Here is a 24392-nt window from a genome sequence, read left to right as displayed (position 1 = left end):
AGCCACACCCCGCGGAGATCCGGCCTTGAGCGAGTTCACCACACTGAGATGCGCGTTCTGCCGCTCCCTCAACCGGATTGGCCTTGCCGAAGCCCGCACCGGGCCGAAGTGCGCGAGTTGCTCGCGGCCCATCCTCATCGATCGACCCGTCAAGGTCGAGGCCGAGGACTTCGAGGCCACCGTGCTCGGAGCGGGCGTGCCGGTGCTCGCGGACTTCTACGCGGACTGGTGCGGTCCCTGCAAGCTGGTCGTGCCCCTCCTGGACGAGATCGCGGCGGCGGAGCGGGGAAGGCTGCTGGTTGTGAAGGTCGACAGCGACCGCTCGCCAGAGCCGTGCCAGCGCTACGCCATCCGCAGCGTGCCGACCATCCTGCTGTTCCGGGACGGGGAGGAGATCGGCCGCAGCCTCGGCTTCGAGCCGGAGGTGATTCGCGGGTTCGTCCGCGAGGCCGTGGGAGCCGAGGCCAGCGCCTAGCGAGCCGCTTCCGCAGCGCGGATTCGTCCACGGACTGCCAGTGAGAGAGACACCATGGCAATGAGGGTGGCGCTCGCCTATTCCGGCGGGCTCGATACGTCGGTCATCGCCCGGTGGCTTGTCGAGCACTACGAGGCGGAAGTGGTCTGCGTGGCGGTCGACGTGGGCCAGCCGGGAGGGCTTGCCGGTCTGCGGGAGAAGGCCCTCGCCAGCGGCGCCGTGGCCTTCCACGGGGTGGACGCGCGCGAAGACTTCGTGTCCTCCTACGTCTGGCCGACGCTCCGCGCCGGGGCGGTCTACGGTCGCAAGTATCTGCTGGGAACCTCGATGGCGCGGCCGCTCATCGCGCGCCGGCAGGTGGAGGTGGCGCGGGCCGCGGGCGCGAACGCGGTGTCGCACGGATGCACCGGCAAGGGCAACGACCAGGTGCGCTTCGAGCTCACCTACCGCGCGCTCGCCCCGGAGCTCGAGGTCATCGCCCCCTGGCGCGAGTGGGACCTCGCTTCGCGGGAGGACGCCCTCGCCTATGCGCGCTCGCGGGGCATCGATCTGACGGGCGTCGACGAGGAGAAGCTCTATTCCTGCGACGAGAATCTCTGGCACATCTCCTATGAGGGCGGCCCGCTCGAGGACCCCACCTTCGAGCCCGAGAAGGAGATGTTCCTGTGGACGGTGTCGCCGATGGACGCGCCCGACGACGCGGAGCGCGTGGAGATCGAGTTCGAGGAAGGGTACCCTGTTTCCGTCAACGGGGAACGGCTGGACCCGGCGGAGCTTCTCAAGGCGCTCAACGCCGCCGGCGGCCGGCACGGGGTCGGGCGGGCCGACATCGTGGAGGACCGGCTGGTCGGCATGAAGTCCCGGGGCGTGTACGAGACCCCCGGCGGCACCATCCTGTACGCCGCCCTGAAGGAGCTTGAAGAGCTCACGCTGCACCGGCGCTCCATCGCCCTGAAGGACCTCGTGGCGGACCGGTACGCGGACCTGGTCTACGAGGGGCGCTGGTGGACACCGGAGCGCGAGGCCATCGACGCACTGGTGGATGTGCTCATGCGGCGGGCGACGGGCAGCGTAACGATGGAACTGTACAAGGGGTCGGCGCGCAGCGTGTCGCGCACCAGCCCGAGATCGCTCTACGACGGCGATCTGGCTTCCTTCGGCGAATCCGGCTCCGGCGACTACGATCAAAGCGACGCCGCCGGCTTCATCAGGCTCTTCAGCCTTTCACTGGAATACCCGGAGGCGGGGGAGTGACCGACCCCGGAGAGGCGGGAGCCGGCACTCCGGGTCACGGGCTCTGGGGGGGGCGATTCTCCGAGGAGATGGCGCCGGAGATGGCGCCGCTCAACCGCTCTCTGGACATGGATTTTCGCTTCTGGCCCCAGGACGTGCGCGCCAGCCGCACCTGGGCGCGCGCACTCCTGCGAGCCGGAGTCCTGACCCACGCGGAATGGCAGGACATCGACGCCGGCCTGCAGGTGGTGGCGACCCGCCTCGAGGGCATGGATCCCGCCGCGGTAGAGGACGAGGACATCCACTCCCTGGTGGAGCGCCTGCTGGTCGAGGAGGTGGGCGAGGTGGGCGCCAAGCTGCACACGGGGCGTTCGCGCAACGATCAGGCGGCCACCGACGTGCGCTTGTGGGGCATGGACGCGGTGGCTTCACTCGACGGTCAGGTCGTCCGGCTGGGCAGCGCCCTGGTCGATCTGGCCGCCGGGTCGCAGGAGCTGGTGATGCCCGGCTACACCCACCTGCAGCGGGCGCAGCCGGTGCGCGCCGCCCACTGGGCGCTCTCGCACGTCTGGCCGCTGGTGCGCGACCGGGCCCGTCTCCGCTCGGCCGCCGAAGAGGCCGCCGTGCTGCCGCTGGGCGCCGGCGCCATCGGGGGGTGTCCCTTCGCGGTCGACCGCGCCGCGATGGGCCGCGAGCTGGGCTTCCACTCCGTGACCCCCAACAGCATGGACGCGGTGGGCGACCGCGACTGGATCGTCTCCGTCCTCTTCGCGGGAGCGATGATCGGGGTGCACCTCTCGCGCCTGTGCGAGGACCTGGTGCTGTTTGCCTCCGAGGAGTTCGGGTTCCTGAAGCTCTCCGACGGCTACTGCACCGGCTCGAGCCTGATGCCGCAGAAGAAGAACCCCGACGTGGCCGAACTCGCGCGCGGCAAGAGCGGGCGCCTGGTGGGCAACCTGGTTTCCATGATGATTCAGTTGAAGGGCCTGCCGACGGGCTACAACCGCGACCTCCAGGACGACAAGGCCGCCCTCTACGACACGGTGGACACCCTGGAACTCACCCTGCCGGCGGTGTCGGGGGCGATAGGCGGCGCGGCCTTCCAGCCCGCGCGCATGGAGGCCGCGCTGAACCCCGCCCTCCTGGCGACCGATCTGGCCGACTACCTGGTCAGGAAGGGCGTGCCCTTCCGCACCAGCCACGAGGTCGTGGGACGGGTGGTGCGGCGCGCGGAAGCACTGGGCTGCTCGATCGCGGAGCTGTCCACCGAGACCCTCGCGGAGGAGCACGAGGCCTTCGGTCCCGGGGTGACGGAGGTCTTCGACCCGGTCCGATCCGCGGATGCGCGAGTGGTGAGCGGTAGCACGGGCCGCGAAGCCGTTGCCGCGCAGCTGGAGCAGGCACGGGAGGCACTCGCGGCTGGGTTCTGGTAGCCGCCTACAGCGGAGCCAGCGTCCTCCCCGCGGCCTCCGCAAACGGGGCCAGCCGCTCCATCATGCGCTCGAACTCCCCGAAGTCCAGCGACTGATCCCCGTCCGACCACGCGGACTCGGGATGCGGGTGCACCTCCACCAGCAAACCGTCGGCCCCGGCCGCGATGGCGGCGAACGCCAGCGGCGTCACCAGGTCGCGGCGCCCGCCCGCGTGGCTGGGATCGGCAATCACCGGCAGGTGGGTCTCCCGCTTCAACACCGGGATGGCGGCCAGGTCGAAGGTGTTGCGGGTCGCCGTCTCGAAGGTGCGGATGCCGCGCTCGCACAGGATCACCTGGCTGTTGCCCTGCTGCATGATGTATTCGGCCGACATCAACAGATCCTTGATGGTCGCCGACATGCCCCGCTTCAGAAGGACCGGCCGCTGCACCCTTCCGACCTCGGTCAGCAGGTTGAAGTTCTGCATGTTGCGGGTGCCGATCTGGAGCACGTCGGCGTAGCCCGCCACCAGCTCCACCTGCCGGGTGTCCATGACCTCGGTCACGACCGGAAGTCCGTGGGTATCGCGCACGTCCACCAGCAGCTCCAGACCCGGCTGGCCCATCCCCTGGAAGGAATAGGGAGACGAGCGGGGCTTGAAGGCGCCGCCGCGAATGCCGTGTGCTCCGGCGGCCCGCACCCGCGCCGCGGTCTCGCTCAGCATGTCGCCACCCTCGACCGAGCAGGGCCCGGCGACCACCACCACTCCGCGTCCTCCCACCTCCACGTCCCCCAGCGGAATCCTGGTCGGATCCGCCGCGAACTCCCGCGAGGCCAGCTTGTAGGGCTTCATGACCGGGTGCGCGGCCACCACCCCCGGGATGGAGAGCAGGGGGACGTGCTGGAGCCGCTCTTCGTCGCCGATGCATCCCACGACCGTCAGCGTCTCGCCTCGCGACACGTGCGTGCGCAGCCCGAGCGACTCCACGCGTTCGCGGATGTGGTCGAGCTCGTCCTCGGTGATGCCCTTGCGGGTGACGAGAATCATCTGTTTCTCCGCTTCGAGGCGTGTGCGCGTGTCCCGGAGCCGGAGTGTCCGCGCACGGACCCTCCGGATGTCGGGTTGCCTTTCCGCTCCTGTGGCGCCCGAATAGATTCCGGGCGCGTTCGGCGCCCCAATATAGTCAACCCGGCGGTCACGACAGCCCCCTTCAGAACGATTCCATGACGACGACCCGACCCTCGCTCCACGATCTCGACATCGACCTGGGCAAGCGCGCCCGCCTCCACAGGATCCTTTACCGAAACGGCCTCGGGAACGGCACCATGCTCGCCCTGCCCATCGACCAGGGACTCGAACACGGACCGATCGACTTCTTCCCCAACCCTCCGTCGCAGGATCCCGAATTCCAGTGGCGGCTGGCCGTGGAGGGCGGCTTCAACGCGATCGCCTGCCACTACGGGCTCGCGCGCAAATACATGCCGAAGTACGCGGGCCAGGTGCCGCTCATCCTGAAACTGAACGGCAAGACCAACATCCCGCCCGCCGACAAGGCGCTGTCGCCGCTCACGTCCACCGTCGAGGACGCGGTGCGCATCGGGGCCGACGCGGTCGGCTACACGCTGTACGTGGGCACGCCGCGCCAGGACGACGACTTTGCCCAGCTGCGCCGGGTGCGCCGGGACTCCGAGCGCTTCGGCATGCCGCTGGTGGTGTGGTCGTATCCGCGCGGCGAGGCCATCGACGCGAAGGGGGGCGCGACCTCGCTCTACGCCGTCGACTACGCGGCGCGCACGGCCCTCGAGCTCGGCGCCGACATCGCCAAGCTGGTGATCCCGCCCGCGATCGGCCCCAATCCCGCGCAGCCGGGCAAGTATGCCGAGATCGTGCACACCTACGCGGAGGGCGCGCGGCGCGTCTTCCGCTCCGCGGGCCGCACCATGGTGCTCGTGAGCGGCGGCAGCAAGCTCTCCGACGAGGACATGCTGGACAAGGTGAGGATCTCCATGGAGTCCGGCGCTACCGGACTCATCTTCGGCCGCAACATGTGGCAGCGTCCCTTCGAGGAGGCGCTCGACATCGTGCGCCAGGTGAAGGGCATCCTGAGCCGGTTCCCGTCCTGACGATCTCCCACCGGCAACGCACGGCACGGGAATCCGGGACATGACCGGCATTGACGCCCTGAAGCGGGCCGCCGCCGCCCGGGCGCTCGAGAGCGTCCGCGACGGGATGGTGCTGGGGCTCGGCACCGGGAGCACGATCCGTTTCTTCCTCGACCTTCTGGGGGAACGCGTGCGGGCCCGCAGCCTGAGCGACGTCGTGGGGGTGCCGACCTCCCGGCGCACGGCGGAGATCGCGCGGGGGCACGGGATCCGGGTCTCGCGCCTGCGCGCGCAGCCGCGCCTGGATCTGACGGTCGACGGCGCCGATGAGGTCGATCCGCACGGCAACCTGATCAAGGGCCTGGGGGGCGCGCTTCTGCGCGAGAAGATCGTGGCGCAGGCGTCCGACCGCTTCATCGTCATCGTGGACGAAAGCAAGGTGGTCGAGCGGCTGGGCACGCGCAGCCCGCTGCCGGTGGAGGTGACCCGCTTCGGCTCCTCCAGGCACCAGGGTTTCGTGGCGGAGCTGGGGGCGGAGGTCACGCTGCGCCGCACCGCCGACGGGAGCCGTTACGTCACGTCCAACGGCAACTACATTCTGGATGCGCGCTTCCCGGAAGGCATCGATGATCCTGTGGCGCTGGACGGGGCCCTGCGCGCGCGGGCGGGCATCGTCGAGAACGGGCTCTTTCTGGGGATGACCACCCGGGCCCTGATCGCGGCGCCCGGCGGCGTGCGCTCGATCGAGCCGGGCGGGACGGGCTGATGAGCACGCGACAGGCGGGCGCGCGGGGTCGGAAAGCCCGGGGAGCAGGGCGGGACACGCTCAGGAGGTCGGCATGAAGGTTCGCATCGCCCCGTCCATTCTGGCGTCCGACTTCGGGCGGCTGGCCGAGCAGGTGGTCGAGGCGGAAGAGGCCGGCGTCGACTGGATCCACGTCGACGTGATGGACGGCCACTTCGTCCCCAACATCACCATTGGTCCGGCGATCACGGAGGCGGTGCGGCGGTCGACGCGGCTGCCCGTGGACGTACACCTCATGATCGAGGCGCCCGACCGCTACATCCAGGCGTTCGCCGACGCCGGGGCGGACTACCTGACGGTGCACCAGGAGGCCTGCCCGCACCTGCATCGGACGATCCAGCGCATCCGCGCGGCGGGGGTGCGCCCCGGGGTGGCGCTCAACCCGGCCACCCCGGTGGAGGCGGCAGCGCCCATCCTTCCCGACATCGACCTGCTGCTGGTGATGTCCGTGAACCCCGGATTCGGAGGACAGGCCTTCATCCCCTCCGCCCTCGCCACGCTGGCGCGGGCGCGCGAGCTGCTGAATGCCTGCGGCGGCGAGGATACGGCGCTCGAGGTCGATGGCGGGATCGACGCCACGACGGCCCCCGGGGTCGCTGGCGCGGGCGCGGATGTGCTGGTCGCAGGATCGGCCATCTACGGGCATCCGCACGGGGTCGCTGCCGGGGTCTCCGCGATTCGCAACGCCGTGGAAACTCCGGGCGGCTGACGCCGTAGCCACGATCATGGCCACCTTCCGGCGCACGCAACGGCTGCCGCATTCACCGGCGGAAGTGTTCGCGTGGCACATGCGCCCGGGCGCGCTGGAGCGCCTGCTTCCTCCCTGGGAAAACGTGCGCGTAGTGGCGCGCAAGGGCGGCATCGCCGATGGCGGCACGGTTACGGTACGGGCAGGCCCCGGGCCGCTGCAGGTCGCCTGGACGGTCCGCCATACGGCCTGCGAGGACGGGGTCCTCTTCCGCGACGAGCAGGTGCGCGGCCCCTTCGACCACTGGGTGCACACGCATCGCTTCTCACCGGACGGAGCGGGCGGGTGCGTGATGGAGGACGAGATCGACTGGGGCCCGCCCCTCAACCTGGACGCGGCGCGCTTCGTCCGGTGGATCGAGTCCATGCTCGAACGGGGCTTCGCGTTTCGGCATCAGCGGTTGGCCAACGACCTCGCCCTGCATGAGCGCTACCGGCAGCAGCGGCCGCTCACGGTGGCGATCAGCGGAAGCTCGGGCTTTCTGGGACGAAACCTGCGCCACGTTCTCACCACCGGCGGGCACCGCGTGCTGCGCCTGGTGCGCTCGCGGCAGAAGGCCGGAGAGGGATCCGTCTACTGGAATCCCGCGCAGGGGCAGGTGGATCACGAAGGGCTCCAGGGCGTGGACGCGATCGTGCACCTGGCGGGCGAGCCCCTTGTCGGCGTGCGCTGGACCGACCAGAAGAAGCAGGAGATCCTGCGGTCGCGCAGGAAAGGCACCGAGTGGATCGCGCATACCGCCGCGCGTCTGTCGCCGCCTCCGCGGGTACTGGTGTGCGCCTCCGCGGTCGGATACTACGGCAATCGCGGCGACGAGAAGCTGACCGAGGAAAGCCGGCCCGGCCGGGGCTTTCTGGCCGAAGTGTGCAAGGCGTGGGAGCTGGCGGCGGCGCCCGCGCGCCGGGCGGGGATCCGGGTCGTGCATCTGCGGCAGGGGGTGGCCCTGTCGCCGGACGGCGGCGCGCTGCAGCTGATGCTGCCCGCCTTCCGGGCCGGGGCGGGTGGTCGGTTGGGCAGCGGGCGGCAGTACTTTCCGTGGATCAGCCTGGACGACACCCTCGGGCTCATCCTGCACGCGATCGTCACTCCGCAGGTTCGCGGACCCATGAACGTCACGGCCCCGTTGCCGGTGACGAACGCCACCTTCACCAGCGCGCTGGGCCGGGTGCTCCGGCGCCCGACGATCCTGGCGGTACCATCGCTGGCCGTGTATGCGCTGATGGGCGAGATGGGACGGACCGTGCTCCTGGGCGGGCAGCGAGCCCTCCCGGCAAAGGCGGAACGCACGGGATACGAGTTCCTGCATCCGTCGATAGACGAGGCGCTGCGCTTCGGGCTGGGGATGGCATAGCAGTCCACGGGCTGCCGGGCTGCGGAGTGCTGGCGGTCCCGGCGATTTCCGGGTTATCGTCCCCCTGCGGATTCCTCGAGCTGGAGCGTGCCATGCAGCGGCTGACCGTCCTCGCGATTCTGACCTTCCTGTCGACGTTTGCGTTCGCGCCCGAGCGCGCGAGCGCGCAGGCCGGCGCCGCGAGCGTCGTGCGGCTCGAGGCGTCGTCGCCGTCGGTTGTCGTGATGACGGGTGAGGAAGTCCCGTTCGAGGTGCGCGCCCTCGATGCCCAGGGCCGCGTGGTGGCCGACGCCCAGGTGCGTACGGTGGCGCCCCGGGCGGCGGCGACGGTGCGCGGGGGGACGGTGCGCGGGCGGACGATGGGCGAGTACGAGATCGTGGCGACGCTGCTGACGCCGCCCGGATACGAAGGAACCCCGCCCAGCCTGCGCGTGCCGCTCACCGTGCTGGCTCCGGAGGTCGCCACGGTGGAGGTCACCGCCGAGCCGGGCCGCCTCTATCAGGGGACCACCCTCCACCACACTGCCACCGCGCGCCACGCGGACGGATCCGCGCGGACGGCCCCGGTGGTGTCGTGGTCCAGTTCCGATCCGTCCGTCGCCACCGTCGACCGCTTCGGCTACGTGACCGCTACCGGCACGGGGGCGGTCACCATCCGGGCCGACGTGGAGGGCACGGCCGGCACGGCCGCCTACGACGTGGCCCCGTTCCCCGCGGTCTCGCTGGACATCGCCGGGCTGGCGGACGAGGTGCGTACCGGTGACGTCCAGCACCTCACCGCGGTGGCGCGCGACGCGGCCGGCGAGGTGGTCGCGGACGTGCCGGTGACCTGGACGCACACGGCCGTGCCCGACGCGGAGATGATCGCGCCCAGCGCGCCCGGTCAGATCGCGCGCGGCCGCTTCGTCGCCGACGTGCCGGGCGTGTACACGATCGTGGCCAACGCGGGCCCGCTGTCGGCGCGCGCGACCCTCCAGGCCGTCGGCCGCGACGCGGTGCGCGAACTCACGCTGGTGGGAACAGGGAGCACCGCCACGGTGCGCACCACGGACTTCTGGGTGTTCGAGGGGCTGGACGGCCGCGACTACGCGCTCACGGGCGCCAAGATGTCGGACGGGTACGCATACGCCTGGGACATCACCAACCCGGCCAACATCTTCAAGACCGACTCGCTGCAGGTGGACGCGCGCGCCGTCAACGACGTGAAGGTGTCCCCCGACGCGCGCTACGCCACCCTCACGCGCGAAGGGGCCTCCAACCGGCGCAACGGGGTGGTCTTCCTCGACCTGGCCGACCCGGCCCATCCCGTGATCGCCTCCGAGGTGGTCGAGGGGCTCACCGGCGGGGTCCACAACGCCTTCCCCGACGACGACTACGCCTACGTCCTGGCCGCCGGCGACAAGTACGTCATCATCGACGTCGCCGACATTTACAATCCGCGCGTGGTCGGCGAGTACAACCACCCCGACAGCCGCCTGCACGATGTCTGGGTGCTCAACGGCATCGCCTACTCGGCCGAGTGGGAGAAGGGCATGGTGGCCGTGGACGTGGGCAACGGGCGCTGGGGAGGCACGCCGGAGAACCCCGTGCTCATCTCCGAGCTGCCCGTGCCGACCGGCACCACCCACGCCATCTTCCCGTACCAGTCGCAATCCACGGACCGGTTCTACGTCTTCGTAGGGGACGAGAACATGCAGAGGAGGGGGCTCGCCAACGCGGGACCGCGGGGCGGCGGATCATACCAGTTGCCGTATGACCCGGAGACGGGGATGAACGGGATACCGCTCGCGACCCAGGGCTACATCCAGGTGATCGACTTCACGGATCCCGACAACCCGGAGATGGTCGCCCGCTACGAGGTCAGCGAGTACGGCACCCACAACATCTGGGTGGAGGACGACATGCTCTACCAGGCGTACTACGAGGGCGGGCTGCGCGTGGTCGACGTTTCCGGCGAGCTGATGGGCAACCTGTACACGCAGGGCCGCGAGATCGCCGTGCACAAGTCGACGGACGTGAACGGCTGGGTGCCCAACTCGACCATGGTGTGGAGCGCGATGCCCTTCAAGGGACACGTCTTCTTCTCCGACACCAACTCCGGGCTCTGGTCGGTGAAGGTGGAGCCGCCCGAGCGGCCCGTTTCGTAATCCGGCTGCGCTTTGTCGTAGAAGCAACTGGACGGAGATATAGCCTCGGAGGCCGTCGTCATCGGCGGTGGACCGGCCGGCTCCGCGGTGAGCCGTCTGCTCGCGCGCTGGGGGCACTCGGTCGTACTGCTCACGCGCCCGCCCACGGGCCATCCCGCGCTTGCCGAGTCCGTTCCCCCCAGCGCGCGCAAGCTCTTCACCCTGCTGGGAATCGCGCCGGCGATCGACGACGCGGGTTTCTTCCCGGCCCGCGGCAATCTCGTCCGCTGGGGCGATGCCCCGCTCCGGCGCGCCGACTTCGCGCCCGGTACCATCGGCCATCACGTGACACGCGACGCCTTCGATGCGCTGCTTCTCGATCTTGCCGAAGAAGCGGGTGCCGAGGTGCGGCGCGATGCAACGGTGCGGCGAGTGGTGCGGGGGGAAGCCGGTGGCGAAGGGGAAGGGGAGCAACTGCAGCGAGTCGAGTATGAGGACGGACGTGGCGGTACGGGGATCCTGCAAGCTCGCTTCGTCCTGGACTGCTCCGGCCGCACTGGGGTGATTGCCAGTCCGGAACTGCGCGTCCGCGACCAGTCGAACGCCACCGTCGCCCTGGCCGGGGTCTGGCGGGTGAACGCCGCCGCGCTCCCGGCCGAGCCCTGCACCCTGGTGGAGAGCTACCGCGACGGCTGGGCCTGGTCGATGCCGGTATCGGACACGCGCCGCTACCTGACCATGATGATCGATCCCCGCAGGACCGAGCTGCTCAAGGGGCACGGACGCCGCCGCCTCTACCTGGCGGAACTCGAGAAGACCCGGGAGGCCCGCCGCCTGGTGGCCGACGCTCGCCTTGAGAGCGACATCAGCGGCCACACCTCCTCCCAGTACAGCGCCTCCCGCTTTGCCGGGGACGGGTTCCTGCTGGTCGGGGATGCGGGCAGCTTCATCGATCCGCTCGCCTCGGCAGGGGTCAAGAAGGCGCTCGCTTCCGCGTGGCTCGCGGCGGTAGTGGTCCACACCTGCATCTCGACGCCCGACATGCGCGACGTGGCGCTCGAGTTCTTCGACAGCCGCGAGCGCGCGACCTGGCTCGGCCACCGCCGCCACACGGCCCGGTACTACCGTGAGGCGGCCGCGGCGCACGGTCACGGCTTCTGGAGCGCGCGCGCGGCGGCCGCCGGGGACATCGAGGCGCCCGCGCGTCCAGACGCGGCGCAAGCCTCCGCCCTCGACCCCGCCGCGGAAGTACATGTCCCGGTCCCGACGGAGCCCGACATCGCCGCGCTGCGCAAAGACCCGGATGTCCTGCGCGCCTTCAGCGAACTGCGTGCCGCGCCCGGCATCCGCCTGCGCCCCGCGCCCGGCCTGCGCCATCCCCGGCTACCCGCGGTACGCGGCCGCCGGATCGTCCTCGACGAGCACGTCGCCTCGCCCGCACTTCCCGACGGCGTGCGCTTCCTGCGCGACGTGGACCTCCCGCCCCTCGTCGAAATGGCCGGCAGCTTCGAGCAGGTACCCGACCTCTACCAGGCCTACCTTGACCGCGTGGCCACGGTGTCGCTCCCGGATTTCCTGGGCGCTCTCTCCGTCCTCCTCGGCAAAGGAATGCTGACCAACGAGCCGGAGGGAGATCGGCGATGATGGTCTCCGCACGCATCAACATGGCGATCACCCGCGGAGCGTTGGGCGTTCTGCTTCTACTCGGCCTCGTGCGTCAGATGAGTGCCCAGCAGCCTGAGCCGGGTACGGTGTTCAGAGACTGCGAGGCTTGCCCCGCGATGGTGGTTGTGCCGCCGGGGAGCTTCATGATGGGATCTCCCAGGACCCCGCGAGGCATGTACGCCGACGAGGGACCACGCCATCGGGCGACGATCGGCTATCCTCTGGCGGTGGGGGTCTACGAAGTGACCTTCGCCGAGTGGGATGCCTGCGTGAGCGCCGGGGGCTGCCTGGGCTACCGGCCGGACGACCACGGCTCGGGCCGCGGAAGGCGACCCGTCATCAACGTCTCCTGGGAAGATGCGCGGAGGTACGTCGCCTGGCTGTCGGAGCAGACCGGCGAAGCGTACCGGTTGCCGAGCGAAGCCGAATGGGAGTACGTGGCGCGTGCCGGGACGGAGACGGCGTGGCACTGGGGAGAGGACCCTGGGGAACAATGCCGTCACGCCAACGGATTCGACCGCGAACTTGCCGAGAGACTCGAAGTGGAGGACGTCAGGATCAGGGTCGTGCCCGCGTCCTGTTCCGATGGGTATGACGGCGTGGCCCCGGTGGGATCGTTCCAGCCGAACGGCTTCGGACTCCATGACGCGTCGGGAAACGTCTGGGAGTGGACGGACGACTGCTGGAACGAAACCTATGCGGGCGCTCCGGCCGACGGCAGCGCCTGGACCCGCGGCTACTGCGTTCCCCGCGTGGTGCGCGGCGGCTCCTGGAACAACCCGCCCGGTCTCCTGCGCTCGGCGTTCCGTGACGGGATTCCGCGTGAAAACCGAGGGTTCAACGTCGGCTTCCGGGTTGCCCGGTCGATGCACTAAGTTTCTCGGACGGTCGGAGGAGCGCACCCTCCCTGGCAGTCAGGCGTGGTCCGCCGATTCCCCCGTGTAGAAGGCGATCGTGCGCCTTGCCGCCGCACGCGCAGCGTCGGGGTCCTCTCCGGACACGACCGCCGCCTGCTCCCATCCCTCACCACTTCCCCGGATGAACGCCTTGCCGTCCCGCGACGTCGCAAAGGCCAACTCATCCGGCTTCGGCGCGTCCGGATCCGCCAGATGGAACGCCAGACCCAGGAGACCCAACTCCCAGCCGATGCCGGTCGCCCCCGGCCCGTACCGGCTCCAGTGCTCCGACAGCCGCTGGGTGTGCGTCAGCTTCAGCCGCGCGCGGCCGGCCCCACCTTGCGAGAAGCGTACCTCCACCCAGCTCACGTCGCCGCCGAACTCCCATGTGAGCGCGAAATGCCAGGGCCGCCCGCAGGCCGTGATTGCGCCCCCCGCGTTGCCTTCCAGTTGATAGCGCCCGCCGGGTTTGAGTTCTCCGCTGACAGGTAGAAACCAACGTGCGAGCCGCTCGCTGGTGGTGACCGCGTCCCACAGATCCTCCAGGGATGTGTGATAACTGCGCGAGAGGATGACCGCGCGCGCGGGCTGTCCATCACGCTCCAGCACCGACACCGAGCGCTCCGTGGCGTCCAGGTGTTCTTCGACGTCGAGGTTCATGAGTCCTCCCGGTTATTCGGCCCCAGCCAAGGCGTCGCGAGGGGTGATGACCGAGCCGGACCGCGGAGGGTTCTCCAATAGCAGCCGGTCTCCCGTGATGAGTTGACAACCGGGCTGGCTGGCGAGCAGCGCCCAGAGATGGTTGTCGCCCGGTTCCGGGGCGGCTTCGCTCTTGCCTGGCTCGCGCCACACCGCGTTCGCTGCCAGGTCGGTCAGCAGGCTGTCGATCTCGTCTTCGGTTTGCTGATGACACCGTGCCACGCCGGGTCGTCGCAGCACTCCCGAATACTCCGAGAGCAAGGCTCCGGACATCAGATAGAGCAGCCGGCCGTCGAGCATTGCGTCGAGAATCCGCGACGGAGGGTTGTGCGGGTCGGCACTCGTCATTCCGGACACGACGATATTGGTATCCACGACGAAGACCCCCCGGGTCAATCGTCCTTCCCGGCCCGGTATCGCCTGGTTTCGCGCACCGCCAATGCCATCGCCTCTTCATCGCTCAAGCCGGCACTCGAACGCGCTCGCGCGACGATATCGCGTGCCGTCATGGAAGGAAGGATACCCCTGAATTCAAGGCTCTCTTCGATGATCGCGCCCATGGAGCGTCCTTGTCGCGCCGCGGCCTCTCGCAAGGCCCGGTGTGTACGATCCGTCAAGCTGATTGTGAGGCGTGGCATGGCACGAAATCCCGGGTTTCGACGACGGTGCTGAGACATGAAAACACCATAGCACCAACACATCACCGATGCAACGTGCATGCATCGACCCGGGCTCGTGTGCTCTCCGCCCCGCCGGATCTCCCCGTTTGTCTCCCGTCCCCGCAGGCGGTATCATCCCTATGCCGCATACACCGGTAAACAAGAGTTTCTCCAACTCCCGGGTCCCGCATGGTTCACCGCCCTCGTTTGACCCGCGCGCGCCTGCTGGCGAGATTGATCGCCGCAGGCTCGTTCGTCGTCGCCTCCGGCGCCAGCGCCCAGAGCGACGAGGAAGGCTTCCCGATCGACCACGAAACCATCCGCGCCCGCTGCGCGGCGTGCCACCTCCCGGATTCCGAAGGGCGCATGTCGCGCATCTCCTTCGAGCGCAAGACGCCGGAGGGATGGCAGGGCTCGCTGCAGCGGATGATCTCGCTCAACGGCGTGACCCTCGCGCCCGAGGAGGCGCGCGAGATCGTGAAGTACCTCTCGGACCACCAGGGATTGGCGCCCGAGGAGCTGCGTCCCGGTCTTTTCGAGGTCGAGAAGCGGATGATCGACCACCGCTATCTGGCGGACACCGACGTCGAGTTCACCTGCATCCAGTGCCACTCGATGGGACGGGTGATCACGCAGCGGCGCACGCGCGAGGAGTGGGAGCTCCTGATGTCGACGCACCGCGGCTACTATCCGCTCGCGGACTTCCAGGCCTTCCTGCGCATGGGCCCCACGCCCGATCAGCCCGGTCCCGACGGGGAGCCGCCCGACACGCGCCAGCCCATGGAGCGCGCCGTCGACCACCTCTCCGAGGTCTTCCCCCTCCACACCCCCGAGTGGGCGGCGTGGTCGGCCACCATGCGCCCGCCCCGCCTGGAGGGCACATGGGTCATGTCGGGTCACCAGCCCGGACGCGGCGCGCTCTACGGCACGGTGACCATGGGGGGCGGCGGCGAACAGGACGCGTTCGTCACCCGTGCCAGCTACACCTTTCCGGGTACCGGCGAGACCGTCACCCGGCGGAGCCGCGGGCTGGTGTACACGGGATACCAGTGGCGGGGGCGCTCCTTCGAGTCCGATGAAGCCGATGGGGCGATGCGCGAGGTGATGTTGGTGGAGCGCGGCATGAACGAGATCAGCGGCCGCTGGTTCCGGGGCGATTACGATGAGATCGGCATGGATGTGCGCCTCACGCGCCTGGCTGGCTCCCCGGTCGTAGCGGGCGTGCATCCCCGCGCCCTCCAACTGGGTGGCGGCGAGCGCGAGGTGCGCATCTTCGGCGCCGGCTTCGCGGACGGCGTCGGGCCCGGAGATGTGGATCTGGGCCCCGGGCTGACCGTCAACAGGGTGGTCAGCGCCTCCTCCGAAGAGATCGCCCTCAATGTGACCCTGGCGCCCGACGCGGTCCCCGGCGGGCGCGACGTTTTCGTCGGGGGCGCGAGCCTGGCGGGAGCCGTGATCGTCCACGACGGCGTCGACCGCATCCAGGTGCTGCCGCGCACGGGCATGGCCCGCGTGGGCGGCATCGTCTTCCCGAAGGGGTACCAGCAGTTCGAGGCGGTCGCCTTCGACGACGGACCCGACGGGCGCCCAAGCTCCGACGACGATCTGGAGCTGGGGCCGATCGAGGTCGACTGGAGCCTCGAGGAATACGCGGCGACCTTCGACGACAACGACATCGAGTTCGTCGGCGCGATCGACCAGACCGGACTTTTCGTGCCCGCGGCCGACGGCCCCAACCCGGACCGCGACCGAAACCGCAACAACGTCGGCGACGTGTGGGTGGTGGCGACCCTCGCACAGGACGACAACGGCGACCGTCCCCTGCGGGCCCGCGCCCACCTGGTCGTGACCGTCCCGCTCTACCTCCTTTTCGACCCGGGAGCCAACGTGAGCACGGGAGCGAGCCCGGATCCGGCGGCAAGCTCGAACGGACGAGGAAGCCGAACCCCCGGACCGAATCCCGGAATGGGAAGGAGCCCTAAATGAGCAACGCAGGCATCACTTCGCCAGGCGGTTTGTCGGTGAGCGCCGCGACCGCGACACCGGTTATTGCTGCAGCCACCGAGGCTGCGAACGGGGCCGCTGTGCGAGCCAACGGAGCTCCGGCGCCCGCGCCGCCCCTCTCGTCCGGCGCTTCGCCGGCAGCCCCGGGTCTCCTCACTCCGAGGGAGTTCCACGCCTTCCAGGCGGACGGCGCGACGTTCCTCTACCTGGTGCCGAGCGCGGCGATCTTCCGCATGGACGATGCGTCGCTCGCGGTGCTCCGGGCGCTTGAGACGGCCAACCGCACGCCCGCCGAGCTGGTGCAGCGGCTGGAGAGCCGTTTCCCGCCGGAAGAAGTCACCAACCGCATCGATGAACTGCTGGGGGTGCGCGCCATCGGCCTCCTCGGCAAGCCCGCGCCGGCCCCTCCCGACATGCTGCCGCCCAAGGGCTTCCCGCTCACCACGATGGTCCTGAACGTCACCAGCAAGTGCAATCTGGCCTGCACCTACTGCTACGAGTACGGCGACGACCGCATCGTCGAAGCCGACTCCAAGCCCCGCTACATGGACCTCGAAACCGCCCGCGAGAGCGTCGACTTCATGTTCGAGCAGGGCGGGTCGAACCGGCTGGTGCACCTGACCTTCTTCGGCGGCGAGACCCTCCTCAACTTCAAGCTGCTCAAGAGCACCACCGCCTACGCCCGCCAGCGCGCACGCGAGGTGGGCAAGGAGGTCGACTTCAGCCTCACCACCAACGCCACGCTGCTCAAGCCCGAGATCGTCGACTGGCTGGCGGAGAACCGGGTGGGCGTGACCGTCTCCATCGACGGCCCTCGCGAAGTCCAGGACGGCCTGCGCGTCTTCTCCAACGGCATGGGCAGCTACGACATCATCCTGCCCAGGATCAAGGATCTGCTTGCGCGCCACCGGACCCGCCCCATCGGCGCGCGCGTTACCCTGACCAGCCAGAACCTGGACGTCAAGCACATCTTCAGGCACCTGACCGAGGAGATCGGATTCTGGGAGGTCGGCTTCGCGCCGGTGACCAGTTCGTCGTGCCGCGACTTCTCCATCTCGGACGCCGGCTACGACAAGATGCTCGGCCAGTTCGAGGAGCTCGCCCACGACTTCCTCGAGCACGCCTGCGCCGACCGCCATCACGGCTTCTCCAACGTGAAGGACACGCTGGAGGAGATCCACAAGGGCGTGAGCAAGGCGTACCCCTGCGGCGCCGGGCTCGGGCTCATGGGGGTGGCGACCGACGGCGACGTCGCGCTCTGCCATCGTTTCGCCGGCTCGGACGAGCACAAGATCGGGTCGGTGTCGGAGGGCGTCGACGTCGACGTGCAGTACGACTACCTGAAGAAGCACCACATCAACAGCAAGACCGACTGCCGCACCTGCTGGGCCCGTCCCATCTGCGCCGGCGGATGCTACCACGAGGCCCACACGCGGTACGGCACCACTGCAACCCCGAACCTCCACTTCTGCGAGTGGGTTCGGAGCTGGACCGACACCTGTCTTCGAGTCTACGGAGCCATCTCGGAGCGCAACCCCGCCTTCCTGGCGCGGTTCGACGCCTGAGCCGGCTCCACCGCGACCGAGTCAACGAGGAGAGAGACCCTTGGCACTGAAACCGATCAACCGCAAAGCGGACCGGATGGTGACCTACCTGGCGAACCAGGGCGACGTGCCCCCGGCCGAGCAGATGGCGGGTCCCGTGGGGCCGGCCGCCGGCGCGGTCGAGGGCGGCGCCGACGAGAACGCCGAGGACGTCGTCGCGCTCGGGGGACGGCTCCCGGAGGTGCCGGAGATCCCGCACATCCCGCTGGGGTGCTCGCTGGTCTTCGCGCCCGGCTGGGAGGTCGACGAGGCGGGCGGCACCGCGGGGCTCTGCCAGCCGGTGGAGCGCGACCTCTTCGACTGCCACCTGGCCTGCTTCTGGCCCGCCCACGTCCCGGACCAGCTGAACCACAGCCCGGACTGGACCGGCAAGTGCGCGGCCGCTCAGAACGACTGGCGCAAGCTGGAGATGATCTTCCCGTAGGCCGGGAGCCTCCTTTCCTCCACGAAACCTGACAAAATGGCAGACATGTCTGACAAAATGTCATACCTGGCGGTGCTGATCGCCCTCCTCCCCGCGGCCCTGGCCGCCCAGGAGGTGCGCTCGGGCGGCAACGGCACGATCTACATGGGGGCCTACAACGAGGCCGTCTACGTCATCGACGAGGCGACCCTCGAGGTCACGGAGCGCATCCCGGTCACCACCGGCATCCCCAACCTGATGCAGCTCTCCCCGGACAACCGGACCATGTACGTGCGCGACGCGGCCATGGAGCACATCGAGGTGGTCGATCTGGCCGAGGGGCGCTCGGTCGACTCCTTCACCCTGAGCGAGGGCAACACCAGGGTGCGCATCCGCTCGATGGTGGTGGAGCCGGGCGGGGAGTACATCCTGCTCGGCGCGCGCAGCTACACCAAGCTGCTCGACCGCTTCGAGATCGGCGAATTCGCGATCCTTCGCGTCGACCTCGACTCGCACGAGGTGACCGACACCGTGCCGACGGCGGTGGGCGAGCAGCGCCAGGGCGCCAACCTCATGTTCTCGCCGGACGGCGATCTCCTCTACTTCTTCGGCCGCGACATCATCGCCGTGGAGACCGAGAACTTCACCGAGGTCGACCGCTGGGAGCTGTCGCAGCCGCTGGAGGAAGGGCTCGGACGCATGAACATGAGCTTCCAGCGCAGTCCCTACGACGACGAGGGCATCTTCACGAACCTCTTCCGGATGACCGATCCGGTGCAGGGCCGTCAGATGATGGGCATCGCGCGCGTGAACCTCGCGGAGCAGGATGTCGACTTCTACACCCTCGGGCCCAGCGAGCGGGTGAGCTTCGCGCTGGCTCCGGGGGGACGCAAGGGCTACGGGCTGCGTTCGGAAATCGGCTTCTACGAGTTCTGGACCTTCGATCTGGAGGGGCGCCGGGTCGAGAGCCGGGTCGAGTTCCCGGGGCGTCCCCGCATGTCGCTGGTGCCGAGCTCCAACGGCGAGCTGCTCTACATCTACAACGCCGGCAACACCATCGACGTCTACGACGCCGACACCCACGAACTGCTGCGCACGGTGTGGCTCGACGCCGACATGACGCGCTTCCTGCTGGTGCCCGGGGACGCTGCCACCAATGGCGGTTCCGAGGGATAGACGTCCTTCCCCCGCGGGGCCCGTGAGTCGTCGCTCGCGAGCCCTGTTCGATCGCGAGGTCCGCTGGGCCCTCGGCTTCGTCCGTCCGTACGCGAAGTGGCTCGTCCTGATCCTCGCGCTGAGCCTGGCAAGCACGGCGCTCTCGCTCTACATCCCCTACCTCTCCAAGGACCTGGTGGACACCGCCCTGCTGGGGCAGGACGGCGCCGCGCTCACCCGCATCGTCGCGCTGTTCGCGGGGATCACCGTGGTATCGTTCGGGCTGAACGTGGTCTCCGGGATGCGCTACACGCGCACGTCGGCGGACATCCTCTTCGACATGCGCCTGGCGCTGTACCGGCACCTGCAGCGGCTCTCGCCCCGCTTCTACGCGCGCACCCCCATCGGCGACATCATGTCGCGCATCAACAACGACATCGGCGAGATCCAGCGCGTGGTTTCCGAGAGCCTGCTGTCGTGGCTGGGCAACATCGCGTACCTGCTGGGGACGGTCGGGATCCTGCTCTGGCTGGATGCCCGGCTCTTCCTGGTGAGCCTCGCGATCCTGCCGCCGTGCCTGTGGGCGCTGGTGCGTTACCGGAGGCGCCTTGAGAGCGTTACCGCGGAGCTGCGCGAGCGGAGCGCCGGGATCGGCAGCTTCCTGATCGAGACCATTCTCGGGCTCAAGCTCACCGTGGCGTCGAACGCGCAGCGGCGGGAGCAGAGGCGGTTCCGGAGGAAGAACGACGCCTTCATCCACACCCTGATGTCGATGCGGCTGCTGACCTACCTCGCGGGCGGGCTGCCCGGGCTGATCCTGGCGGGCGGGGTGGCGGTCATCTTCCTGTACGGGGGCCAGCGGGTGATCGCGGAGGCGATCACGATGGGGACGTTCGTCGCCTTCATGGCCTACCAGATGCGGCTGCTGGGACCCATCCAGGGGTTGATGGGACTGTACGCGAGCCTCGCCACCGCGCGGGTCTCGCTTGGGCGTGTGCATGTGATTCTGGACACCCCGGTCGAGGTGCGGGAGCCTGAGGCGCCTGTCCACGTTGACGGGCTGCCGGGCGAGAAGCAGGGGGAGGCGCGGAAGCCGGGCGCACCGGTCCCCGGGGAGAGGCTGGGCGGGGAGATGCGGCTGGAGGGAGTGAGCTTCTCGTTCGGGCGCGGGGAGCCGGTGCTGGACGGGGTCGACCTGGTGGTGGCGGAGGGGGAGGTGGTGGCGGTCGTGGGTGCGAGCGGGAGCGGCAAGTCCACCATCGTGGACCTGCTGTCGCGGCAGCTCGACCCGGACGCGGGCCGGATCCTGCTGGGCGGCCGCGACCTGCGCGCGCTTCGGCTCGCGGACGTGCGCGCCGCAGTGGTGCCGGTGGAGCAGGAGCCGTTCCTGTTCAACACCACCATCGCGGAGAACATCCGCTACGGCCGGCCGGACGCGTCCGACGCGGAGGTGGCGGCGGCCGCGCGCGCGGTGGGGCTGGACGCCTTCCTCGCGACCCTGCCGGTCGGCCTGGAGACGCAGGTGGGCGAGCAGGGGCGGGAGCTGTCGGCGGGGCAGCGGCAGCGGGTCGCGGTCGCGCGCGCCTTCCTGGCCGACCCGCGGGTGCTCGTGCTCGACGAACCCACCTCCTCGCTCGACCCGGCCTCTGAGCGCGCGCTGATGGAGGGCTACCAGGCCGTGATGCGGGACCGCACGACCATCCTGGTGTCCCACCGTCTCGCGCTCGCCCGGCGGGCCGACCGCGTGGTGGTGCTGGAGCGCGGCCGCATCGTCGAGGAGGGCACGGCGACGGAGCTGCTGGGTCGGCGCGGTACGTTCGCCCGGTTGTTCGGGGGGGAGGAGGGTTAGCGTCTGCAGACTGTTGCAAAAGTGAGAAGGCAACAATTTGTTGCATCTGGTGATTTGCAACGCCGTGCAGAGGGGTGCTCACGCAGAATGCGACAGGCCTCCGATGCCACGCGGCGATCCGTTGCGCTTGGTGGCGGGAGCTTCCAGCCTGTATCATCGATCTCATGGGACCAATGGCAGAATGGGAAGACCTCGAGCTGCGGCTGGACGCCCCGCCGCCGGGCGAACTTCGAGGTGAGGGTGTGCGCATCGCGGTGGTGGACAGCGGCGTTCACGCGGCGCATCCCCACGTGGGTGGAGTGGCCGGCGGCGTGGCCATTGGGTCGGACGGATCGGAAGCCGACGACTACGTCGACTGGCTCGGCCACGGGACGGCCGTCACCGCCGCCATCAAGGAGAAGGCGCCCGCAGCCGAGTTGTTCGCCGTGAAGGTGTTCGGCGACCGGCTGGCCACCAGTTGCGGCGCCTTGGTGCGGGCCATCGAGTGGGCGGCCGAGCATGAGGCGCGGCTGGTAAACCTCAGTCTGGGCACGTCGAATCCGGCGCACGAAGCCAGGCTGGCCGCGGCCGTGACACGGGCGGCGGAGCAGGGAGCGCTCGTAGTCTCGGCCCGGCAGAGTGATGGCGTGCGCTGGCTTCCGGGGTCGATTCACGGCGCCATCGGGGTACTGCTGGACTGGAGCTGCTCCCGCCATTCGGTGCGGGTGGGCATCGACCATCAGGGAGATCCGGCGTTCCTCGCCTCGGGTTTCCCCCGACCGATTCCTGGCGTTTCCCCGGCGCGCAACCTGGGCGGAATCAGCTTCGCGGTGGCCAACGTGACGGGTGTTCTTGCCCGGCTGCTGGAAGCAGAGCCGGAGGTGGGCAGCGCCGGTCAGGTCTTCGAACAGGCCCGCCGTTACGCCGTCCGGCGGCCCGCCACCCAGTAGAACAGCAGTCCGGCCGCGATCAGTCCCAGGCCGATAAGGCCCTGCGCCGGGCGGTCGACAAGGATAAAGGCGAGCGTCCAGGAGGTCAGCGCCAGGTAGACCAGTGGCGTGACCGGATATCCCCAGGCGCGGTAGGGGCGCTCGAGCTCCGGCTCGCGCCTCCGCAGCACGAAGATTCCCGCCACCGCGAGCAGGCTGTTCAGCCCCAGCGTGAACCCGGAGAACACCAGGATCGCCTCGAAGGACGCGCTGAAGATGAAGAAGAGGGCGAGCGCCGCCTGGGTGAGAATCGCGACCCTGGGGATGCCGGACGGCGTCCTCTTCTCCAGGAATCGAAAGACGGGATAATCCTCGCCGATGACTTGCAGCACGCGCGGGCCGGCCAGCACCATGGCGCTCACGGTGGAGACGAGCAGCACGGCCAAGGTCACGCCCATGATGTCGGCGCCCAGGGGCCCGAAGATGTGCATGGCGGCGATGTGTCCCACCTCGAGCCTTCCTTCCAGTTCCGACATCGGCGCCGCCCTCAGGAAGGTGTAGTTGAGGGCCAGGTAGAGAACCATGACCAGCAGGGTGCCGCCCGCGAGGACGCCGGGCAGCGTGCGCCCCGGGTTCTCGAGCTCGCCGGTCAGGTAGGTGGCCGCGTTCCAGCCGGTGTACGCGTACGAGACGTAGATGAGCGATACCGCGAAGGCGCCGCCGAAGACGAGTTCGGCATCGCCCGCCGAAGGGAGGAGCGCGACGGGCTCCGGGGCGTCCACCATGGCCAGCGCGGCGGCGCAGAAGGCGGCGATCAGGATCACCTTGACGGTCGTGAAGCTGCGCTGGAAGAAGGACGAGGCGCCGTAGGTGGCCGAGTGCACCCACGCCGCCGCCGCGACCAGGCCGGCGGCCAGCCAGGTGGGCGAGAGGGCGGGGAAGACCGAGGCCAGGTAGGTGCCGAAGGTGATCGCGGCCAGCGCGGTGGGGGCGGCGAACCCGACCGTGGCCGAAATCCACCCCGACACGAAGCCTGCGGCGGGGTGGTAGATGCGTCCCAGAAAGGTGTACTCGCCGCCCGAACGCCGTAGCGTCGCGCCCAGTTCCGCGTAGGTGATCGCGCCGCAGAAGGCCGCCACGCCCCCGACCACCCAGAGCAGCAGGAGCGGGAAGGTGGACTGGATGGTCTCCACCTGGAATCCCAGGCTGGTGAACACCCCCGTGCCGATCATGTTGGCGACCACGACCGCCGCCGCCGCGTGGAAGCCGTACCCGCGCGTGTTCGTTGAAGTGGGTCGCATGGAGTGCCTGGGCCTGGATTCCCTGTCAATCCGACCATCCATTATACGCCCCTGGATTGGACCGGCGACCCGCTCGGCAGTAAAATCCGCCTGTCGCAGATCGGCTGTGCCGAAGACAGCACGGAGGAACTTATGAGCCATCATCATTCATTCCCGAAGACACTCGCCGCCGGCCTCGCGATGGCCTGCCTCCTGGGCGCCCAGTACGCCTGCCAGGCGGAGGCACCGGGCCAGACGGATGCGGAGGAGCAAATGGGCGCAGAGCAGGAGGCGGAGGGCGGCGAGGTTCACTGGAGCTACGAGGGCGCGACCGGTGCCGACATGTGGGGCGGGCTGGACCCGTCGTTCGCGGTCTGCGACACCGGCGTGCAGCAGTCCCCGATCGACCTGGCGGGCGCGATTCCGGCGGGCGGCGGCGGGCTCGAAATCCAGTGGCAGCCCACCGACGGAGAAGTCGTGGACAACGGGCACACCATCCAGGTCAACATGGCCGAAGGGAATACGATCACCCTGGAGGGCCGACAGTTCTCCATGCTGCAGTTCCACTTCCACCTGCCCAGCGAGCACACCGTCGAGGGAGGGGTCTACCCGATGGAAGTGCACTTCGTGCATCAGGCCGAGGAGGGGGACCTGGCGGTGGTCGGGGTCTTCATGGATGCTGGCCAGGCCCATGCGGCCACCCAGGCCATATGGGATGCCATACCCGGCGTCGACGAGGCGCCCGCGCCGCTGGCCGGGATCGACCTGAACGCTTTCCTGCCCGAGGGACGCGCCTTCTTCCGCTACGCCGGTTCTCTCACCACGCCGCCCTGCTCCGAGGTGGTGAGCTGGGTGGTCATGACCGAGTCGATTGCGGTCTCGCAGGAGCAGGTCGACGCCTTCGCGGCCCTGTATCCGATGAACGCGCGTCCGGTGCAGCCGCTCCATCGGCGGTTCATTCTGCTGAAGTAGACCGGGAGCTCCTCTCGCCGAGCAGAAGGCCGCTGGGGCGCCCCG

The 24392-nt window shown here is 69.4% G+C and carries 22 protein-coding genes; 17 read left to right on the top strand and 5 right to left on the bottom strand.

Annotation, left to right across the window (positions count from 1 at the left end):
• Positions 1-25 precede the first annotated feature (25 nt).
• From OXU32_12440 to argH, 3 genes are read left to right on the top strand one after another with little or no spacing between them, the layout of a single operon-like run.
• Positions 26-475 carry a thioredoxin domain-containing protein gene (locus OXU32_12440; protein ID MDE0074756.1) on the top strand — a complete coding sequence of 150 codons (450 nt, stop codon included), beginning with the start codon at positions 26-28 and terminating at the stop codon, positions 473-475.
• 54 nt (positions 476-529) lie between these two features.
• Complete coding sequence (locus OXU32_12435) at positions 530-1729, top strand: argininosuccinate synthase (protein ID MDE0074755.1); 1200 nt, start codon at positions 530-532, stop codon at positions 1727-1729.
• Positions 1726-3141, top strand: a complete 1416-nt coding sequence (gene argH, locus OXU32_12430) for an argininosuccinate lyase (protein MDE0074754.1) — start codon at positions 1726-1728, stop codon at positions 3139-3141. The genes OXU32_12435 and argH overlap by 4 nt, the downstream gene beginning before the upstream one ends.
• 4 nt (positions 3142-3145) lie before the next feature.
• Here argH and aroF read toward each other — a convergent pair whose 3' ends face one another.
• Positions 3146-4168 carry a 3-deoxy-7-phosphoheptulonate synthase gene (gene aroF, locus OXU32_12425; GenBank protein MDE0074753.1) on the bottom strand — a complete coding sequence of 341 codons (1023 nt, stop codon included), beginning with the start codon at positions 4166-4168 and terminating at the stop codon, positions 3146-3148.
• A 176-nt stretch (positions 4169-4344) separates the two neighbouring features.
• Here aroF and OXU32_12420 point away from each other — a divergent pair, with 176 nt between their 5' ends.
• The 7 genes from OXU32_12420 (at position 4345) to OXU32_12390 (ending at position 12793) form a co-directional block, all read left to right on the top strand.
• Complete coding sequence (locus OXU32_12420) at positions 4345-5244, top strand: fructose-bisphosphate aldolase (protein ID MDE0074752.1); 900 nt, start codon at positions 4345-4347, stop codon at positions 5242-5244.
• A 40-nt stretch (positions 5245-5284) separates the two neighbouring features.
• The gene (gene rpiA / locus OXU32_12415) at positions 5285-5989 is read left to right on the top strand and encodes a ribose-5-phosphate isomerase RpiA (protein ID MDE0074751.1); all 705 of its coding nucleotides are present in this window, start codon (positions 5285-5287) and stop codon (positions 5987-5989) included.
• Positions 5990-6062: 73 nt separating this feature from the next.
• Positions 6063-6737: a ribulose-phosphate 3-epimerase gene (gene rpe, locus OXU32_12410; protein MDE0074750.1), complete on the top strand. Its 675-nt coding sequence runs from the start codon at positions 6063-6065 to the stop codon at positions 6735-6737.
• Between the two features lie 16 nt (positions 6738-6753).
• The gene (locus OXU32_12405; GenBank protein ID MDE0074749.1) at positions 6754-8127 is read left to right on the top strand and encodes a TIGR01777 family oxidoreductase; all 1374 of its coding nucleotides are present in this window, start codon (positions 6754-6756) and stop codon (positions 8125-8127) included.
• Positions 8128-8219: 92 nt separating this feature from the next.
• The gene (locus OXU32_12400; GenBank protein MDE0074748.1) at positions 8220-10274 is read left to right on the top strand and encodes an Ig-like domain-containing protein; all 2055 of its coding nucleotides are present in this window, start codon (positions 8220-8222) and stop codon (positions 10272-10274) included.
• 60 nt (positions 10275-10334) lie between these two features.
• Positions 10335-11897: a tryptophan 7-halogenase gene (locus OXU32_12395; protein MDE0074747.1), complete on the top strand. Its 1563-nt coding sequence runs from the start codon at positions 10335-10337 to the stop codon at positions 11895-11897.
• Positions 11894-12793, top strand: coding sequence for a formylglycine-generating enzyme family protein (locus OXU32_12390; GenBank protein ID MDE0074746.1), 900 nt, complete (start codon positions 11894-11896; stop codon positions 12791-12793). Before OXU32_12395 ends, OXU32_12390 begins: the two co-directional genes overlap by 4 nt.
• 39 nt (positions 12794-12832) lie before the next feature.
• Here OXU32_12390 and OXU32_12385 read toward each other — a convergent pair whose 3' ends face one another.
• The 3 genes from OXU32_12385 to OXU32_12375 are packed head-to-tail and all read right to left on the bottom strand — an operon-like array spanning position 12833 to position 14151.
• On the bottom strand, positions 12833-13474 hold the full coding sequence (locus tag OXU32_12385) for an SRPBCC family protein (protein MDE0074745.1): 642 nt from the start codon (positions 13472-13474) through the stop codon (positions 12833-12835).
• Positions 13475-13486: 12 nt separating this feature from the next.
• The gene (locus OXU32_12380) at positions 13487-13909 is read right to left on the bottom strand and encodes a PIN domain-containing protein (protein ID MDE0074744.1); all 423 of its coding nucleotides are present in this window, start codon (positions 13907-13909) and stop codon (positions 13487-13489) included.
• Complete coding sequence (locus tag OXU32_12375) at positions 13906-14151, bottom strand: ribbon-helix-helix protein, CopG family (protein ID MDE0074743.1); 246 nt, start codon at positions 14149-14151, stop codon at positions 13906-13908. The genes OXU32_12380 and OXU32_12375 overlap by 4 nt, the downstream gene beginning before the upstream one ends.
• Before the next feature lie 228 nt (positions 14152-14379).
• On the opposite strand from OXU32_12375, the gene peaA reads away from it, so the two are divergent.
• The 6 genes from peaA to OXU32_12345 all read left to right on the top strand — a co-directional run bounded on the left by peaA (position 14380) and on the right by OXU32_12345 (position 22116).
• Positions 14380-16158: a quinohemoprotein amine dehydrogenase subunit alpha gene (gene peaA, locus OXU32_12370; GenBank protein MDE0074742.1), complete on the top strand. Its 1779-nt coding sequence runs from the start codon at positions 14380-14382 to the stop codon at positions 16156-16158.
• Complete coding sequence (gene peaB, locus OXU32_12365; protein MDE0074741.1) at positions 16155-17741, top strand: quinohemoprotein amine dehydrogenase maturation protein; 1587 nt, start codon at positions 16155-16157, stop codon at positions 17739-17741. The genes peaA and peaB overlap by 4 nt, the downstream gene beginning before the upstream one ends.
• A gap of 40 nt (positions 17742-17781) precedes the next feature.
• The gene (qhpC, locus tag OXU32_12360; protein ID MDE0074740.1) at positions 17782-18204 is read left to right on the top strand and encodes a quinohemoprotein amine dehydrogenase subunit gamma; all 423 of its coding nucleotides are present in this window, start codon (positions 17782-17784) and stop codon (positions 18202-18204) included.
• 45 nt (positions 18205-18249) lie between these two features.
• The gene (locus OXU32_12355) at positions 18250-19359 is read left to right on the top strand and encodes a hypothetical protein (protein MDE0074739.1); all 1110 of its coding nucleotides are present in this window, start codon (positions 18250-18252) and stop codon (positions 19357-19359) included.
• A gap of 22 nt (positions 19360-19381) precedes the next feature.
• Positions 19382-21187, top strand: a complete 1806-nt coding sequence (locus tag OXU32_12350; GenBank protein ID MDE0074738.1) for an ABC transporter ATP-binding protein — start codon at positions 19382-19384, stop codon at positions 21185-21187.
• A 173-nt stretch (positions 21188-21360) separates the two neighbouring features.
• The gene (locus OXU32_12345) at positions 21361-22116 is read left to right on the top strand and encodes a S8 family serine peptidase (GenBank protein MDE0074737.1); all 756 of its coding nucleotides are present in this window, start codon (positions 21361-21363) and stop codon (positions 22114-22116) included.
• Here OXU32_12345 and OXU32_12340 read toward each other — a convergent pair.
• Positions 22086-23396, bottom strand: a complete 1311-nt coding sequence (locus tag OXU32_12340) for an amino acid permease (GenBank protein ID MDE0074736.1) — start codon at positions 23394-23396, stop codon at positions 22086-22088. The two genes, OXU32_12345 and OXU32_12340, sit on opposite strands and share 31 nt — an antisense overlap.
• Positions 23397-23528: 132 nt before the next feature.
• On the opposite strand from OXU32_12340, the gene OXU32_12335 reads away from it, so the two are divergent.
• A complete protein-coding gene (locus OXU32_12335) occupies positions 23529-24347 on the top strand; it encodes a carbonic anhydrase family protein (GenBank protein MDE0074735.1) in 819 nt (272 codons plus the stop codon).
• Positions 24348-24392 lie beyond the last annotated feature (45 nt).

Source organism: Gammaproteobacteria bacterium (genome assembly GCA_028819075.1).
GTDB lineage: Bacteria > Gemmatimonadota > Gemmatimonadetes > Longimicrobiales > Gaopeijiaceae > BD2-11.
This window is presented reverse-complemented; position numbering and strand designations above follow the sequence as displayed.